At 62.5% G+C, this 15,623-nt stretch carries 17 protein-coding genes; 4 read left to right on the forward strand and 13 right to left on the reverse strand.

Going from position 1 to position 15,623, the window contains the following annotated elements; all coding sequences use genetic code 11:
* Positions 1 to 88: 88 nt before the first annotated feature.
* Positions 89 to 514 carry a hypothetical protein gene (locus tag O1Y97_RS25715; protein ID WP_268738146.1) on the forward strand — a complete coding sequence of 142 codons (426 nt, stop codon included), beginning with the start codon at positions 89 to 91 and terminating at the stop codon, positions 512 to 514.
* Position 515: 1 nt separating this feature from the next.
* Here the strand turns inward: O1Y97_RS25715 and O1Y97_RS25720 are convergent, their stop codons facing one another.
* The 10 genes from O1Y97_RS25720 to O1Y97_RS25765 form a co-directional block, all read right to left on the reverse strand.
* A complete protein-coding gene (locus tag O1Y97_RS25720; protein ID WP_108610237.1) occupies positions 516 to 779 on the reverse strand; it encodes a hypothetical protein in 264 nt (87 codons plus the stop codon).
* Positions 780 to 788: 9 nt separating this feature from the next.
* On the reverse strand, positions 789 to 1,487 hold the full coding sequence (locus O1Y97_RS25725; protein WP_108610236.1) for a hypothetical protein: 699 nt from the start codon (positions 1,485 to 1,487) through the stop codon (positions 789 to 791).
* A gap of 61 nt (positions 1,488 to 1,548) precedes the next feature.
* Positions 1,549 to 2,946 (reverse strand): APC family permease, encoded by a 1,398-nt coding sequence (locus O1Y97_RS25730; protein WP_108610235.1) that lies wholly within the window; start codon positions 2,944 to 2,946, stop codon positions 1,549 to 1,551.
* Positions 2,947 to 2,956: 10 nt separating this feature from the next.
* Complete coding sequence (locus O1Y97_RS25735; RefSeq protein ID WP_108610234.1) at positions 2,957 to 3,124, reverse strand: hypothetical protein; 168 nt, start codon at positions 3,122 to 3,124, stop codon at positions 2,957 to 2,959.
* Between the two features lie 12 nt (positions 3,125 to 3,136).
* Complete coding sequence (locus tag O1Y97_RS25740) at positions 3,137 to 3,517, reverse strand: hypothetical protein (protein ID WP_108610233.1); 381 nt, start codon at positions 3,515 to 3,517, stop codon at positions 3,137 to 3,139.
* 11 nt (positions 3,518 to 3,528) lie between these two features.
* On the reverse strand, positions 3,529 to 3,846 hold the full coding sequence (locus O1Y97_RS25745; protein WP_108610232.1) for a hypothetical protein: 318 nt from the start codon (positions 3,844 to 3,846) through the stop codon (positions 3,529 to 3,531).
* Positions 3,847 to 4,228: 382 nt separating this feature from the next.
* Entirely contained in the window at positions 4,229 to 5,164 is a 936-nt protein-coding gene (locus tag O1Y97_RS25750) for an esterase-like activity of phytase family protein (RefSeq protein WP_268738147.1), read from the reverse strand.
* Between the two features lie 11 nt (positions 5,165 to 5,175).
* Entirely contained in the window at positions 5,176 to 5,988 is an 813-nt protein-coding gene (locus O1Y97_RS25755; protein WP_108610230.1) for a polyphosphate polymerase domain-containing protein, read from the reverse strand.
* Complete coding sequence (locus O1Y97_RS25760; protein ID WP_183264015.1) at positions 5,966 to 6,481, reverse strand: DUF4956 domain-containing protein; 516 nt, start codon at positions 6,479 to 6,481, stop codon at positions 5,966 to 5,968. Before O1Y97_RS25760 ends, O1Y97_RS25755 begins: the two co-directional genes overlap by 23 nt.
* Before the next feature lie 531 nt (positions 6,482 to 7,012).
* Entirely contained in the window at positions 7,013 to 8,446 is a 1,434-nt protein-coding gene (locus O1Y97_RS25765) for a S8 family serine peptidase (protein ID WP_268738148.1), read from the reverse strand.
* A 157-nt stretch (positions 8,447 to 8,603) separates the two neighbouring features.
* Here O1Y97_RS25765 and O1Y97_RS25770 point away from each other — a divergent pair, with 157 nt between their 5' ends.
* Positions 8,604 to 9,143 (forward strand): RNA polymerase sigma factor, encoded by a 540-nt coding sequence (locus tag O1Y97_RS25770; protein WP_183263984.1) that lies wholly within the window; start codon positions 8,604 to 8,606, stop codon positions 9,141 to 9,143.
* Positions 9,140 to 9,919 (forward strand): anti-sigma factor family protein, encoded by a 780-nt coding sequence (locus O1Y97_RS25775; protein WP_268738149.1) that lies wholly within the window; start codon positions 9,140 to 9,142, stop codon positions 9,917 to 9,919. Before O1Y97_RS25770 ends, O1Y97_RS25775 begins: the two co-directional genes overlap by 4 nt.
* Positions 9,920 to 9,952: 33 nt before the next feature.
* On the opposite strand, the gene O1Y97_RS25780 is transcribed toward O1Y97_RS25775, so the two are convergent.
* The 3 genes from O1Y97_RS25780 to O1Y97_RS25790 form a co-directional block, all read right to left on the reverse strand.
* The gene (locus O1Y97_RS25780) at positions 9,953 to 10,600 is read right to left on the reverse strand and encodes a LuxR C-terminal-related transcriptional regulator (RefSeq protein ID WP_199914659.1); all 648 of its coding nucleotides are present in this window, start codon (positions 10,598 to 10,600) and stop codon (positions 9,953 to 9,955) included.
* 83 nt (positions 10,601 to 10,683) lie between these two features.
* A complete protein-coding gene (gene glyA / locus O1Y97_RS25785; protein ID WP_183263987.1) occupies positions 10,684 to 11,988 on the reverse strand; it encodes a serine hydroxymethyltransferase in 1,305 nt (434 codons plus the stop codon).
* A gap of 43 nt (positions 11,989 to 12,031) precedes the next feature.
* Positions 12,032 to 14,725 carry a phosphoenolpyruvate carboxylase gene (locus O1Y97_RS25790; protein WP_268738150.1) on the reverse strand — a complete coding sequence of 898 codons (2,694 nt, stop codon included), beginning with the start codon at positions 14,723 to 14,725 and terminating at the stop codon, positions 12,032 to 12,034.
* A 374-nt stretch (positions 14,726 to 15,099) separates the two neighbouring features.
* Here O1Y97_RS25790 and O1Y97_RS25795 point away from each other — a divergent pair, with 374 nt between their 5' ends.
* Positions 15,100 to 15,480: a BRA0787 family protein gene (locus O1Y97_RS25795; RefSeq protein WP_108679493.1), complete on the forward strand. Its 381-nt coding sequence runs from the start codon at positions 15,100 to 15,102 to the stop codon at positions 15,478 to 15,480.
* Positions 15,481 to 15,623 lie beyond the last annotated feature (143 nt).

Raw genomic sequence — 15,623 nt, forward strand, 5'->3', positions numbered from 1 at the left:
GTTTGATCCAGCACAAGGAATGCCGCCGCCCGGCCTGCCACAGTTGCGCAGGGTGAGGGTCTCCTCACGTATCGGGAGGTTGCAGAAAATGAGTGGGATACCGCAAGCGTACGAACTTTGGCGCTCAGCCGTGCTCCTTTACAAGGATTGGCGCCAGCGCAGTGCCGCGCTGCAGGAGATCAGCCAGTTGGGCAATGACGGCGAGCGCATGCTCGCGGAGTGCGGGCTATCGCAGTCGGATTTCAGGCAGTCCATGCGTGTTGCCTTCGCTTCGAAGGTCCTCCTGCCCGAGGCTGTCAAATCCAGGGGTATCGATGCAGAGGCCTTCGAGAACCGCTACCCGGTATGGAACCGCGACATGCGCCGGACCTGCATGATGTGCTCAGTACGACGCCTCTGCAGCGACCGGCTTTCCACGGGAGAGTTCGAAAGATCCTATCGGGATTTCTGCCCCAACGCCGGCAGCCTCGATGCACTGGCTGAGCGCCGCGATTGCCGGATAACGGGCCGATAAATCAGGCCTTTGGCGCCATGACGCTGAGCAGGCGGGCGCGGCGATAGGCATCGGGGATCGACAGCGCCCAGACGAACAGGCCGCCGGCATGACGGCCGATGAACGACGTCTCGGGAGTTGTGGTGGCGTAGGAAATCACCGCGAACAGGACGACGAAGAATGCGAAGGCGAGCCCTCGCTTGGGATCGCGCACCGCGACGTGGCCGGCCCCCGGCAGGACGATCGCCAGGGCGAGCACGAGATAGGGATTGATCGGCTTGGCCATCGATTTTCCTCAGGCTGCTTCACAGGCCGAAACTGCGTGTTCGTCTTCGGCAAGTACGGCGCTCAGCGCCTCGGCTTCGGCAAGGGCGACCCGCACCAGTTCGGCCGGGATCGATGTTAGCGGAAAGCGCGCCTGCCGCAGCACCTTATGTGCGCCAGGGTCGCCTTGCGCGGCTTGCCTTATGATACGGGTGCCACCCGGGGTGATGACGGCTTCCTTGACCGTTGGATCGGCAAACAGATTTTGGAAGAGTGCCGAGACCCGCTCGGCCTGCCAGGCCGTCGCGCGGCCGTCGCCGCGCATCAGCAGCGAAGCCTCCGTCTCGGGAGGCGTGATCCAGTCCGTCATGTCGTGGACGAGCGAATAATATTCGGCGCCGGTCGGACGAGCCAGCGCTCCGATGATCGGGCGCTGGATGGTACGATGTTCGCTGAGTGTGACCCTGAGCCAGAGCTGGGGAAGCCGGCGCGTGACCATCGTGTCGGCAATGAGTTCGATCTTGGCCTGCCTGCCGTCGTCGAGCCGGCCCACCACAACAGGAAAATGGTCGGGCCCGAAAGTGATGCGGGAACTGGCAAACAGCCTCGCCGCGTCGTCGAGCAGGCTCTTGCGCTCGGCCAGTGCCGCGCGATGGTCGCGAACAGCGCACACGCCCATCCAGCCGCAAGAAACCGCGGCGAAGACTGATAGGGCAATGGTGGTGAGCATTGGGGGGCCGCCTTGTTGCGAAAATGGCGGCGCGAGGTCCGCGCCGCCATTCCTTGGATGGTCAGTAACCGACCGGCTTCGGCCAGGGCATGGTGAACTGGTCGCCGCGGCGCACGAACTGGTAGCGCCGGAAATGGAACCAGAGCGATGCCACGATGTAGAAGCACATCATCGCGCTGAGCTGCGTGCCATAGCCGAGGAAGACGGCGAAATAGGCGGTCGAGCACAGGATCAGCAGGACGATCGTCGGCAGCGGATGGAACGGATGCACATAGCCGCGCTTGATCGTGTCGAGCGGCCACTTGTTGCGGAACATCACCATGTTGAAGGTCATGAAGGTGTATCCGAGCAGACCCGACAGGATCGAGAAGGTCACGACCTGGTCGAGCGGTGCGCCGAGCGCGAAGATGAGCGCGATCGGAACCAGGAAGACGATGGCGCGGTAAGGCGTCCGGTAGACCGGATGCACGGCACCGAACCAGCTCGGCAGGTAGCGGTCGCGGCCCATCGAGAACCAGGCGCGCGAGGCGTCGTTGATGCAGCCATTGGCCGACGCCAGCGTGGCGAAGGTGGTGCCGACGAACAGCAGGATCATCAGCCCGGTGCTGCCGGTGACGCGAGCGGCATCGAACAGCGGAGTGCCGGCCTGGCCGAGATATTCCCACGGCACCAGGCCCGAGCAAACATACCAGGTCATGGTCGCCGCGATCAGCAGCGTCATGATGCCGGCCATGGTGCCGTAGGGCAGCGAACGTGCCGGCGAGCGCACTTCCTCGGCCGCCTGGCAGGTACCCTCGATCCCGAGATAGTACCAGAGGCCGAAATGCAGCGCCGCGACGATGCCGACCCAGCCATAAGGCAGCGGATCGGTGGTGACCGCCGAGAAGTCGAGCGGCACGTTGGACGCGCCGAACTGCACGGAGATGAACAGCGTGATAATCGCCAGGAAGGCGATTGCGGTGATGACCAGGTTGAAGGTCAGGGTCGCCAGCACGCCGCGATAGTTAAGCCACGCCAGGAACATGATGGCGAGGATGATGAAGGGTTGCTGGTTGAGCCCGGAATGCCCTTGCATGCCCGCAACCGTGTCAAGCAGGAAGCCGACAGTGATCGCATTGGCAGCCTCGAGCATGGTGTAGGCCATGACCAGGAACAGACCGACGTTGAAGGCCATCAGTGGGCCGACGATGTGCTTGGCCTGGGCATACTGGCCGCCGGCCGCAGCGACCGTCGAGGTCACTTCGGAGTCGATCATGGCGACGCAGGTATAGAGCAGGCCGGCAACCCAGCAGGCGACGAGGCCGGCGATCATGCCGCCTTTGCCGACCGAGAAGTTCCAGCCCATATATTCGCCGACGAGCACGATGCCGACGCCGAGCGCCCAGATATGGGCCGGACCGAGCACGCGCAGCAGCTGAAGCCGTTCAGGCTCCGCCGCCGTTGAAGTTACATTTGCCATCGTCGTCCCCTCAGATCTCGTGGCGTTCTGCCGTTGCCTCGATCTCGCCTTCGCGAGAAGAGATCAGCAGTTCGTTGTCGTAGGTGGTGTCGATGCGGATGAGGTCGATGAGCATCAGCACGCCGAACATGGCTGAGAGTGCCCAGGCCACGTATTCCAGGATGTTCCAGGTATCCATTGTGGCCTCTCCCTATCGCTTCTTGCCGAAGCGTTCTTCGATGACTTCGCGATATTCCTTGTCGGACAGCCGCACGACCATGACGAAGTAGCCGATGACCAGCACGGCCATGACGATCAGCGCGACCCAGCTGAAGCTGTAGTCGAAACGAGCGGTGATGATGTCGTTGGCGGCTGCCGGATCGGTGATGCCGAGTGCTGCCCATTGCTGCTGCTCGGTGGCGTTCTGGCCAAGCGCTTCCCAGGTCGGGTTGGCGATCGGGTTCGGCACCTTGGCGGCACCGGCGAGGCCCAAGTAGAGCGGAATGTAGAGCGCGCCGATGGTGAGCACGAGCAAAGTCACGACGTCAAAAATCTGGCCCGCGAGGCCCTGCTTTGGAGGTTTGTAAGCCATTGTGCGTTTCCTCAGCCCCGGCGACGCCGCATCTCGTCGAGATGCTTGAGGTCAAGGCCATAGATGAAGTGTTTGTCTTCGACGTAGTGGCGCAGCATGGCGACGATGGCCGCCGTGTTGAACGTCAGCACCAGCGCGCAAGCGATCGAAAGAATCACGCGGATGGCGGGCAGCGAGATGTAGGACCAGACGCTGAACAGCGCGAACAACATGGTGCACCACAGCACCACAACAAAAATCACGAGGCCCGCTCGATCGCGCCTGTGCATCTTGTCGATGCGCTGCTCAAGCGTCGCATCTCCGCTTCGATGGGCTAATGTCGCTTCCATTCTCCTCCTCCTCCTGGCCGTTTTCGGCTTCATTGTGCGGGAAATTAATTTCCCCAGAGGAATGTCAGACAAACTTAAATTGCTGTCAAGCGAAGCCGCGCGCACATGCCGCACCACAACGTTGGGCCAAGGCAGAACAACGTTGAATAGATTGACTTTTACCGATCTGGCAGGATGTCGGAAATTTTGCGGGACAGGCCCGAAGCCCGGGGTGGAGGGCTCGCACACGGCGTTTTTAGCTGCCAAAGCGTCATTTTGACTTGTTAGCGACATCGGGAGTCGCGAACCGAGCGGCACCGGAACGGCGTTACTCATGATTTTCGGCAGGCAAAGAATGCCTGCCGAGTTGGTCCATTGACCAGGTGACTTCGCCGCCGCGGCGTCAGTCCGGCTTGCTGACCGAGAACAGGACAAACTCAGTAGACGGCGTTTCCTTCTTGGTCTTGTCGGTCACGGCCAGATAGAGCTCGTCGGTGAGACGGGCCATGCCTTCGAAATTGTCGTTCAGCAGCCTGCTGGCCCCCGCATCCAGTTCTGTGGCCGTGCATGTCTCGGCAGCGCAGGCCTGCGGGTCGACGACGCGCAACCGGCCGATGCTGGGACCTCCCTTGGTTTCGCGCGTGCGTTCGAGCACCAGTAACTGGCCACCGGGCATCGTCTCGATGGCTTTCAGATTGCTTCGCTTCGGCTGGAAGGTCGGGAACGTCCAGCGTCCGCCATCCAGGCCGTAGATCGTGTGTGTGTCGCCGGGCTGGCCTTGCATCGCCTCCTCCGGAGCCGTAACGATGCCGCGGTCGCTCGTGGCGGCCACTGCTTCCAGCCGGCTGTTCGGTTCGTTGTATTGTGCAACATCCGACAAGGTGCCCGGCAGCGCCACGGCTTCGATCGGCGTGCCGTCCGGCTTGAACCGATGGATCGCGGGGCCATCCTCGAACGCGACGAGGAGTTCGCCGTCGGATGGCACGCCATTGTCGCCATTGACCACGGCGAGCCCTTCGGCGTTGACGAGTGCGGGCGTCGTTCCGGTCACGAGTTGCACCGAAAACACCGGCTCCATGCTGGCGATCTTGTTGTCTTTGATTTCGACGCGGAAGTGATGCAGCACGCCGTCGTCCGAAACCGCATAGAGCAGCTTGTCGTCCGCATCCCAGGCGAGGCCGGACAGCTCGTTGACATTGTGGCCGTTCGGACCGCTGGCCGGGCTGGCTTTGCTGTCGAGCAAGGTCAGCGCGAAAGTGGGCGACTGTGCCGCTGCAAAGGATACGGGTGCAAGGACCGAGGTGCATAGAAGCAGCGCGGGTATGATTTTGTTGGTCATCTCATTCTCTCCTATTGTTGGGTAGCCAGGGGCTGTGCCCCGCGGCTCGGGAAGCCGCCAAGCTTGCGCAAGGCCGGCAGGAATTTGTTGTGCTTGGTGCCTGGATTGAGCAGCGCGGTGCCGACGCAATATTTCGAGCATCGTTTCGTCGGATGCTGATGCAGCGCCCTCAGTATGGCGTCGGCGACGCCATTGCCGTTGGCCGATTTCGTCTCGACGATGAACAGGCCATCGTCGACCGTGTGCTGCGCGTCCGGGGTGAAGAACTGCAGGCCGCAATCGATCGTCATGCGCTCGCCGCCTTGCTTGGCGACCAGCGTCATGCGCCGGTAGCGCATGTCGATGACGCGGGACAGCTCGTGCGGAAACGGCTGGCCGTACTGGGCTCGATACACATCGTCGATGTAGGCGATGGCCGCATCGTCCAGAACGCCGAATTTCGACAGGTCCCGGTCGAGACGTTTCTTGACGGTGATGCCGCGCTTGTCCTTCAGCTTGACTTCAAGGAAGCACAGGCCGGCCTCGGCGTAGCGGCGCACCCTGACCTTGGCACGCTGGCGCCTGCCCTGATGATGGTCGAAATAGCTGCGACGGTCGGCATCGTCGAAATAGCAGGTCTCGTATGTGAAGGCCCGCAGCCCGTCGATTTCCAGCATGTCGAAAGCCTGGGCCAGGTCACCGGCGGCGTGCTTCAGCACCGTGGCGTCGACGACGTACTTGTTATCCAGACGCTCGAGCATGGCGGCTTTGCCGTTCAGCTGGGAAAGGCTGATGGGCAGGAAACCGCGCTCCAGCCAGGTGTCAGTGCTTGCGATAATGGACATTGAGCTTCGCCATTTCGGTGATGTAGTCGAGCTGGAGGACCTGGTAGGACAGCACGTCGACGCCGAGCCGCGCGGACAGTTCCGCGCGCATCGCCACCGGATCCGACAGCAGCGCCAGATGGATCTTGTCGAGCGAAACCTTGGTGCCGCTGACGGATTGCAGCATCTTCGGGTGGTCGATGACATAGGCGCCGATCAGTACAAACAGCACGGTCGCGGCCGCGAACGGGATCGTGGTTCCCTGCACGGATGAAATCACGGCAATGGCGACGCTGCCGAAGAAATAGGTCATCTCCGTCTTGCTGAGCGGTTCCGACCGAAGCGTGAAAAGCGCCAGGATCGCAAACAGTCCGAAACCGGCTGCCACGCCGAAATCGACCACCGAGAGCACGGTCAGGACCGCGAAAACGAAGATGTTGAAGAGCGCAGCGGCGGTGACGAGTTCCTTGTCGCGATAGCGCCGGTAGTACATGCCGAACAGCAGGATCGACATGCCGGCAACATCCACGGCAAAGCGCACGAATTCCATGACGAAGAGGTTCTGCAGTACCTGCGGTGTCATTTCGACCTCCCCTGGACACAGACTTGTAGGCTGGGGCAGGTCGAGGCGCGTGGACCCGATGACAAGCAGCCCAGAGGCGCTGGGGAATAGAGGAATGGCATGTTCGATCTCCTGACTTTCCGCCGCGATGGCGGCGACGTCAGGAAGAACGGACGTAAACAGACTCTATTCCGCCGCAGGCGATTTTTTTCATGCGATCGGGAAGACTGAAAATGACTATATAAAACAATGCGTTACGATTTGACTTTCCGCACCCATGAATGTCCGATGACAATTTCATGAATGACGCCGGCTTCAGAACGGACAGCCCTGGATTATTCTGATTTTCGCTAATGCAACGCTTGGACATTGCTCACTTGAGCCGCCAAGGAACAATATCCACGGCAAAAGAAAAAGCCGCTGCGGGCCCGCACCGGCTTCCTTTTTTCGGCTGCTCAGATGGAGAAAAGTGGTCGGTCCGCTTCAAGTCCCGCAGATGGCGCGAGCGTTCAGCAGCCCCCAGCCAAAGACCGGATCCTTGCCCGGCTTGCCCAGATCCTCGGCCGACTGCTGCAGCAGCCCTTCGACATCGGCTGCCTTCAATTCAGGATTTGCAGCCAGCATCATTGCAGCCGCCGCAGTTACAAACGGTGCCGCAAAAGAGGTGCCCGTCTTCGATTGGGCGCCCTTGATCGAAGCGGCGGTCCACACCTGAACGCCCGGCGCAGCGATGTCGACATGGTCGCCGGCGCCGGCGCGGCGGTAGGGGTTCTTGCTCCGGTCGATCGCCGTCACCGCAATCACACCGTCGTAACCTCCGGGATAGAGCGGTGCTGCGCGCGGTCCATCATTGCCAGCCGCCGCCACCAGCACGATGCCACGTGCGGCAGCCCTCTCGATCGCCTGCTTGAGCAGCAGGTTGGGAGGGCCGGTCAGGCTCATGTTGATCACCTTCACGCCACGAGCCGCCAGCAGGTCGATCGCGCGGACAAGTTCATAGACCGCCGAGCGATCATCATTGCCCGCGCCACGATGAAAGGCATCCACCGCAATGAGTTCGCCTCCGGGCACCAGGCCGGGCGTGCGGCTTTCAGCCGAGCCGACAAGCAGTGCAGCCACGGCGGTGCCATGCTGGCGTCCTGAGTCAGGCAGATTGCCAGCCTCCAGGCGGATCGTCTCGACCTTAGCGCCGACGAAAGCCAGATGGCCGGAATTGATGGCCGTATCGATGAGGCCGATCCGCGTCGGCACGGCGCATCGGCCAGGCATCGCGGCACCCTCGGGCCAGCCGACGACGTTGCGCGCTAGGCAATTGTCTGCACCGCACGGTTCGGCATGGGCGCCATCTGGCCGATAAAAGTGGTTGAGGTCCACCGCCGCAGCGGGCGCAGCACCGGCCACGCGCGCGCGCGCCGCTTCAAGCGTCACCCCGCGCGGAATTGCCAATCTCACCATATCGGCGCCGGCAATCGAAACCGTCCTGCGATCTCGAACTGAATAGCCGGTCGCGGTAAGCTCGGCTATCGCGGCATCATCGAGGCCAAGTGCTACGATCTGCCGAGGTGCCTGGCGATCGACCTGAACCACGCGAGAAGCCAGGACTGCCCGCCTGCTGGCACGATTCGACCGATCCCCGCCCCTGCGGTCGTCCGCTACGCCATCGCCATCGCCATCGATATCATCGTCGTCGCCATCATCGGGATCACTGGTATCGCTATCGTCGCTGCTGTCACTATCGTCGCTGCTATCGCTATCATCGCTACTGTCACTGCCACCGTCGTCGTCGTCGGCCAGTGCAACTCCGATACCGAACAGGCCGCCGTAATTCGGCGGCACGAAAGGCACGCCAAGACTTCCGCCGGCCAACGCCAGCGCAAAGGCAACGGCAAGCGAAGCTGATGACGCGTTCAGAAACATGGTTCGTCCTTTCCCGGCATCACGACACACTCGCGGCAAATGTCAGCGATCCACATAAGTGTGTCGGCATACCATATCATTTCGAATGCAATTGTGCATTTTGGGACCAACGGGCCAGTGTCCGTTTTATTCCGTGGGAAGCGATAGGTACGACCGCATGAGGGGTGACGAGGTTCAGGTCAGCGACCGCCTGATTGCTTTCCTTCCCAATTTGCGCCGGTTCGCCATTTCGCTGTGCCGATCGCGCGATCTCGCCGACGACCTCGTGCAGGCGGCGTGCGAGCGCGCTCTGGCCAGCCAGGACCGATTCGAGCCCGGCACCAGATTCGACGCCTGGATGTTCCGCATCCTGCGCAACCTGTGGATCGACCACGTTCGTCGCGCCAAGACGGCGGGACCGCAACAAGACATCGACGACACCCCCGACATTACCGGTTCAAGTGGCGAGCGCGACGCCGAAGCCCGGCTGACCCTGAAAAGCGTCGCCCTGGCAATCGACCAGTTGCCGGACGATCAGCGGGAGGTGCTGCTACTCGTCTGCGTCGAGGACCTTTCGTACAAGGAGGCGGCGGAGATATTGTCCATTCCGATCGGCACCGTCATGAGCAGGCTCTCCCGCGCCCGCAAGAATCTTGCCGACGCGGCTGGAATAAACTCCGGGACCGATCGTTCACCCGAAAAAGGTGGAAACAAATGAGCAGGCGCGAATTCGACGACGAAACCTTGATGGCATTTGCCGACGGCGAACTCGACGCCAAGACGACGGCAACCGTCGAGGCCGCCATGGAGACGGACGACGATCTCGTTGCCCGGGTCGCCGCTTTCATCGAAAGCCGCGCACTGGCAGCATCCGCGCTCAAGCCGCTGATTGAGGAGCCGGTCCCAGAAGCGCTGACACGGTCGGTCCAAAAGATGATCGACGAGGCGCGGGAACTAGCCACTGATCCTTCAGCCCCGCAGGTGGCGGCGAACAACGTCGTCGCCTTTCCGCCGCGCGACACGCACCCGGTTCGTTCGACCTGGGCAATGCCGCTGGCGGCATCGCTGGCGGCTGTGGTCTTCGGCGCTGGCGGCTACCTCGCCGGCCAGGCAGGCGCGCCGGCCTCCGGCAACCTGGCCATGACGACGATCGGCGACGCCGCAATTATCCAGGCACTCGACTCGGCGCCCTCAGGCACCGATGTTGTGGCCGGCGATGGCACGCTGAAACTCGTTTCCAGCTTCCGTGACGCGAGCGGCACATTGTGCCGCGAGTTCGAGCTTCACCGCGCGTCAAGATCTGCCGTCGTATCGATCGCCTGCCGCCCGGAACAGGGGTGGGACGTCCGGCTGGCAGTGGCGGCCCAGGCGGCGGAAGAAGATTATGTTCCGGCCGGTGCCACGGAGGCAGTCGATTCCTACCTGACGACGACTAATGCGGGAGCCCCGCTGTCGGAGGCGGAAGAGAAGAAGGCCCTGGCTCTGCCGCAATGACCACGACAGCCACTGACGTATGGCTGGTATCCTCTATCGCGGGATCGGCTGCGGGCCGCGCTTGCGCTCGCTGGCGTAGAGCGCGACCGCCATCGCACGGTTGCGCACGCCCAGCTTGTCGTAGAGATTTTTCAGGTGGTACTTGACCGTGTTTTCCGAGATTCCGGTCCGCGTCGCGATCTGCAGATTGGTCCAGCCGTCGGACAAGACGCCGAGCAGTTCGAGCTCGCGGGTGGTCAGGCGCGACAGCGGCGTCTCGTTGATCTTGGCGACATCAATGTAAGGGATGCAGATACGGCCGTTGGCGACTGCCAGAAGCGTGTCAAACAGGATGCAGGGATCGTCGAACTGGTAGCAGAAGCCCTGCGCGCCCAGCCGTACGCATTGCTTGAGGATGCCGATGTCATGGTCGTTGGAGAAAATGACCAGGCGCGCCGTCAATTGCCGGCGCTGAAGCTCGATCAGCACCTCGCTGGCATCCATGTCGGACAGCTTCCAGGCGACGATGGCGACGTCGAATGAGGGCTGCGATCCCGCCACCGCCTTGATGAAGGCCTCACCGCTCTGGACGCCTTCGGCAAAATCGAAGCGCTCGTCGCGGCTGATCATGTCGCGCAACGCGGCGATCACCAGCGGGTTGCGCTCGGCAACCAGGACACTCAGCTTTTTTTGTTGCGCCATTGGCCCGCCATCGACATCGGCATCATGCCTTGGCGCATTCCAATCGAATTTGCCAAGGCATGCCCGCTCTCCAGCGACAGGAATCAGTCGTAGATTCGGAATCGACCGACCAGATCGTGGGTTTCTTCGCGAACGGCGGCTTCGATCTTGGCGTTGCCGGCCTCGCCATTGGCCGCAAGGCCATCGATGACAGCCATGGTCATGCGGCCGACCTGGCGGAACTCCTCGGCAAGGAAGCCGCGGGTCGTGCAGGCTGGCGTGCCCAGCCGGACGCCCGAAGTGACCATCGGACCCTGCGGATCGAACGGGATGCCGTTCTTGTTGCAGGTGATGTGGGCCCGGCCGAGGGACGCTTCCACCGCCTTGCCGGTGAGGTTCTTGCGCCGCAGGTCGACAAGCATGAGATGCGTGTCGGTACCGCCCGAGACGATGTCGACGCCACCCTCCTGCAGGGTCTCGGCCAACACTTTGGCGTTGGAGACGACGTTCGCGGCATAGACCTTGAAGTCGGGCGTCAGCGCCTCGCCGAAGGCAACCGCCTTGGCGGCGATGACGTGCATCAGCGGACCGCCCTGCAGGCCTGGGAAGACAGCCGAATTGATCTTCTTGCCGATCTCTTCGTCGTTGGACAGCACCATGCCGCCGCGCGGACCGCGCAGGGTCTTGTGCGTGGTGGTGGTCACGACATGGGCATGTTCGAGCGGGTTGGGGTGGACGCCGCCGGCGACCAGGCCCGCGAAGTGGGCCATGTCGACGAACAGCTTGGCCCCGACCTCGTCGGCGATCTCGCGGAACGCCTTGAAGTCGATGATGCGCGGATAGGCCGAGCCGCCGGCAAGGATGACCTTGGGCTGGTGCTTCTTGGCGAGATCGCGCACCTCGTCCATGTCGATGCGGTGCGTATCGGGCTTCACGCCGTAGGAGACTGGGTTGAACCACTTGCCCGATTGGTTGACCGGCGCGCCGTGGGTGAGATGGCCGCCCGCGGCAAGGTTCAGGCCGAGATAGGTGTCGCCCGGCTGCATCAGCGCCATGAACACTGCCTGGTTGGCCTGGCTGCCTGAGTTCGGCTGCACGTTGGCAAAGCTGCAGTTGAACATTGTCTTGGCGCGCTCGCGCGCCAGATCCTCGATCTCGTCGACATAGGCGCAGCCGCCATAATAGCGACGGCCGGGATAACCCTCGGCGTATTTATTGGTCAGCACCGAGCCCTGTGCCTCGAGCACCGCCTTGGAGACGATGTTTTCCGAAGCGATCAGCTCGATCTCGTCGCGCTGGCGCTGCAGCTCGCGATCCATCGCATCGCTGACGGCGGGGTCCGCCTGGGCGACGCCGGTGCGGAAGAAGTGGCGGGCGCTGCCGATGCCGGGTCTGGTTGGAATATTCATGAGGCTCCTCCCTTGCGGCGCCCTACGGCGCCAGAAAATGTGGTCATCCGGTCCAGCCTAGGCCGGCGGAAATGCAATTGATCGAAAGTAGAAGTGCGTTGACGGCGCGCTTCGGCTTGGCGGTGGCGCCGTCCTGGGCGCGCACCTCGCGCAGCAGCTGCACCTGCAGCCGGTGGATCGAGTCCATCTGCGGGCGGATGCGGTCGAAATGGCGCTTGAAGGCGGGAAAGCGTTCGGAAAGCTTGAGCCCGCCATTGACCTCGGAGATCATCCGCCGCGTCAGCGCGTATTCGGCCGAGATCTTGCGGTAGATGCGCTCGCCGACCTCGCGGTCCTGCACCAGCCCGGCATAGAGGTAGCCGATATCCATGTCGGACTGGTAGAGGCCCTTGTCCACCTCGTCGACGACGAGGCGGAAGAAGCGTGAGCGTTCGAACATCTGCCTGAGCAGTTCCAAGCCAGCGTCGCCGCGCACGTTGACGAAGGAATTGAGCGCGCTGCCGATGCCATACCAGTTGGTCAGCAGGTGCCGGTTCTGGCTCCAGGCGAAAACCCATGGGATGGCGCGCAGGTCGGAAATGTCCCTCGCGCCGAAACGGCGCGCCGGGCGCGAGCCGATCTTGAGCAGCGACAGTTCTTCAACCGGGCTAGCCTGGTGGAAGTAGTCAATAAAGCCCGGCTCGTTGATCAGGCCCGAATAAGACGCCTGCGACATGCCGGTCAGCGCTTCCAGCGCCTCGCTGAACTCGGGAATGTCCTTGAGCTCGGGCTCGTTCGGCGACTTGACGGTGTGGGCAAAGACGCTCGCCGCCAGGATCTCGAGCTGATAGAGGCCGGTGCCGCGGTTGGCGAACTTCGACGACACGACCTCGCCCTGCTCGGTGACGCGCATCGCGCCGCCGATGGTGCCGGCCGGCTGGGCGGCGATCGCCCTGCCTGTCGGTGCCCCGCCCCGGCTGACCGAGCCGCCACGGCCGTGGAAGAAGCTGATCTTGACCTTGCGCTTGATGGCGAGCGCCGTGATCCGCCGCTGTGCCTTGTTCAGCTCCCAGTTGGAGGCGAGGAAACCGCCGTCCTTGTTGGAGTCGGAGTAACCAAGCATCACTTCCTGAGCGTTGCCGAAATCCCGCACCGAGCGGCGGACGATGGACACACCGAACAACTGGTCGAGGATCTCGGGCGCGGCGCGCAGGTCGGCAATCGTTTCGAACAGCGGCACGACCCTGAGCGCAATGGTTCCGCTACCGTCGGATGCCGTCGCCATGCCGGAATACTGCGCCAGCAGATAGACCGCCAGGAGATCGTCGCTCGACCGCGTCATCGACAGGATGAAGGCCCCGACCGCACCGCCGTTCAGCCCGGCCGAAGCCTTGCGGATGACGTCGTACAGGTCGAGAAGCTCTTGTGCTTCTTCCGACAGCGCCAGCCGGTCGACTTCAAGCTGTTCACCGGAATTCAGTGCCGCCCGGATACGTGCCGTCCATTGCGGTGTGTCGGGAGCAGGCGCCGTCTCCGGATCGGCGTGCTTGAACAACTCGCTCAGCACACGATTGACGACGGTAGAGTTCTGCCTGATGTCCAGCGAAACCGTGCGGAAGCCGAAGGTTTCGACCTGCTGGCGCACCGGCCGCACGAAGCGCCGGGCGATCAGCTTGCCGCCAAGCTGGCCGAGCACGTTTTCCAGCTCGCGCAAGTCGGCCTTGAAGGCATCGGAACGGGTATAGGGCTTGGCCGACGCCTCCCCGCGCATCGCCTCAAGGCGATCGAGCATCGCCGCTGCGAACTGGCGCAAGGGTTCGTCGGGATTGCGTGCCACGATCTCCGAGGCATTGCCGCTGCGATGCAGGGCATGGCCCAGTGCCTTGGTAAAGGCTTCCGGTATGTCGACGACATTGGCGCTGATGCTGAGCACGGTGACCAGCTTGCGCACCTGGCCGATATACCAGCCGACGATCGCCTGGCGGCACTCGTTGAGCGCATAGGCCGTGGTCTTGGCCGTGACATTCGGGTTGCCGTCGCGGTCGCCGCCGATCCAGGAGGCGTACCGCATGAAGGACGGCACCTTGAGATCGTATTCGGGGTAGTGGCGGGCCAGCGCTTCCTCGACGCTGTCATAGAGCTTGGGCGTCGCCTCGAAGATCACTTCACGGAAGAAGTGCAGGCCCCAGGCGATCTCGCGCTCGACCGAAGGCCGTTCGAGCCGCAGTTCGCCCGACATCCACAGCAGTTCGATCTCGCTCTTGAGGTCGTCGATCAGCTGTTCGCGCTCGCGCGGCGCCCAGCGCTGCTGCTCGAGTTCGGTCAGCTTGCGGTAGATGCGGCGGTGGATTTCGAGGACGGTGACCCGCTTGGCCTCCGTCGGATGCGCCGTCATGGTCGGCCCGACGCTGAGCGCGTCGAGGGTAGCCTGGATGTCCTCAGCCGGGTAGCCGGCGGCGGCGATCTCGCCCACGACATTGGCGAAGGAGCCGATGACTTCGTCGGCACCGCCCATCTGCTCCAGCTCTCGGCGAGAGCGCATGGCCAGAAGCTCGTTGGCAATGGCAACGAGCTGGAACCACATACCTGTGGCCTGCAGCGCGGCAATGCGTTGCCCGCTTTCGAGCGCATCGAGGCTCACGCGGCCGGTAAGAACCTCCGCCATATCGGGCTCGCGTTCGCTGACGACGGCCAAAAGCACCCTGAACAGCAGGCTGCGGACGTCCTCACGAAAGCTGAGTGGTTTGCTCTCCTCCAAGCGACACCCATTCATCTCGTGTTGCTCCGGGACACCGGTTCGTAGAGCCGGCCATCCGGGAAATGCAGTTTTCCTGATGCCGAGCAGATCGGTTTTCCGTCTCTTTGAAAACGCCCGGACGGGTAGATTTCCTATTCGTTCGGGTGGTGCCGATACTGGCCGAACGATGATCGCAAAACTCAAATCCGACTACCGCCCGGGGCAGAAATTCTGGAGTTTCCAGAGGATTGGTCCAGTGCGATTTGCAGTGGACGAGATTTAACTCATGTGCAAATATGTTGCATATAAGGCAAGTATGGGAGGCACATTACAGTGAGGTCCAATACCCGATTCCGCGTTGCCGCAGCACGATCCAACAGAGCTTGAAGAGGAACATGCCCATGCAGAAAGTGCTGCCGGAACTCTATGAGGGCCACGCGCCCATCACCGTTCAGAACGCCTTCCATGACGCGCTCGAAGCGCTCGAGGAATGGAAGGAAGGAAACGAGGAACCTCTCGTACCGGTCGACGGCTTCAACGTCCCGATCAGCCATATCTTCGCCCGGATGAGCACCTGCACCGACCTGTTGCCGCTCAGGACGCGCGATGTTCTCGAGACCATCATCGACAAGGGTTCGTTCCGCGCGTCGGGCGGTTCGCTCTATGCCGACGGTGCCAAGCTGGTGATGCCGCTCTGCGTCGAGCTCCTGACCCTGTCGTTGCTGCGCCCGACGGCATCGCTCGCCCAACTGCACAAGGCCTGCGTCGACGCCTGAGCGACGACCGAGCTTGTATTTTGCCTGGCCGCCACGCATGCCGTGGCGGCAGTCGTATTTTTGACCTTTTGATATTTGTCTCAGCTGTGATCGCCAACGAAAAAGCCCCGGATCGCTCCGGGGCTTTCGTTTGTCTGGCGCTG

The organism is Aminobacter niigataensis, assembly GCF_946995915.1.
In the GTDB taxonomy this organism is placed as follows: Bacteria; Pseudomonadota; Alphaproteobacteria; order Rhizobiales; family Rhizobiaceae; genus Aminobacter; species Aminobacter niigataensis.

Bases quoted from the DNA above. Each gene is read 5' to 3' on its own strand.
- O1Y97_RS25715 (WP_268738146.1), top strand. From the start codon at position 89: ATGAGTGGGATACCGCAAGCGTACGAACTTTGGCGCTCAGCCGTGCTC.
- O1Y97_RS25765 (WP_268738148.1), bottom strand. From the start codon at position 8,446: ATGTTTCTGAACGCGTCATCAGCTTCGCTTGCCGTTGCCTTTGCGCTG.
- O1Y97_RS25745 (WP_108610232.1), bottom strand. From the start codon at position 3,846: ATGGAAGCGACATTAGCCCATCGAAGCGGAGATGCGACGCTTGAGCAG.
- O1Y97_RS25735 (WP_108610234.1), bottom strand. From the start codon at position 3,124: ATGGATACCTGGAACATCCTGGAATACGTGGCCTGGGCACTCTCAGCC.
- O1Y97_RS25760 (WP_183264015.1), bottom strand. From the start codon at position 6,481: ATGTCGATCCTGCTGTTCGGCATGTACTACCGGCGCTATCGCGACAAG.
- O1Y97_RS25795 (WP_108679493.1), top strand. From the start codon at position 15,100: ATGCCCATGCAGAAAGTGCTGCCGGAACTCTATGAGGGCCACGCGCCC.
- O1Y97_RS25780 (WP_199914659.1), bottom strand. From the start codon at position 10,600: ATGGCGCAACAAAAAAAGCTGAGTGTCCTGGTTGCCGAGCGCAACCCG.
- O1Y97_RS25775 (WP_268738149.1), top strand. From the start codon at position 9,140: ATGAGCAGGCGCGAATTCGACGACGAAACCTTGATGGCATTTGCCGAC.
- glyA (WP_183263987.1), bottom strand. From the start codon at position 11,988: ATGAATATTCCAACCAGACCCGGCATCGGCAGCGCCCGCCACTTCTTC.
- O1Y97_RS25755 (WP_108610230.1), bottom strand. From the start codon at position 5,988: ATGTCCATTATCGCAAGCACTGACACCTGGCTGGAGCGCGGTTTCCTG.
- O1Y97_RS25750 (WP_268738147.1), bottom strand. From the start codon at position 5,164: ATGACCAACAAAATCATACCCGCGCTGCTTCTATGCACCTCGGTCCTT.
- O1Y97_RS25730 (WP_108610235.1), bottom strand. From the start codon at position 2,946: ATGGCAAATGTAACTTCAACGGCGGCGGAGCCTGAACGGCTTCAGCTG.
- O1Y97_RS25720 (WP_108610237.1), bottom strand. From the start codon at position 779: ATGGCCAAGCCGATCAATCCCTATCTCGTGCTCGCCCTGGCGATCGTC.
- O1Y97_RS25740 (WP_108610233.1), bottom strand. From the start codon at position 3,517: ATGGCTTACAAACCTCCAAAGCAGGGCCTCGCGGGCCAGATTTTTGAC.
- O1Y97_RS25770 (WP_183263984.1), top strand. From the start codon at position 8,604: ATGAGGGGTGACGAGGTTCAGGTCAGCGACCGCCTGATTGCTTTCCTT.
- O1Y97_RS25725 (WP_108610236.1), bottom strand. From the start codon at position 1,487: ATGCTCACCACCATTGCCCTATCAGTCTTCGCCGCGGTTTCTTGCGGC.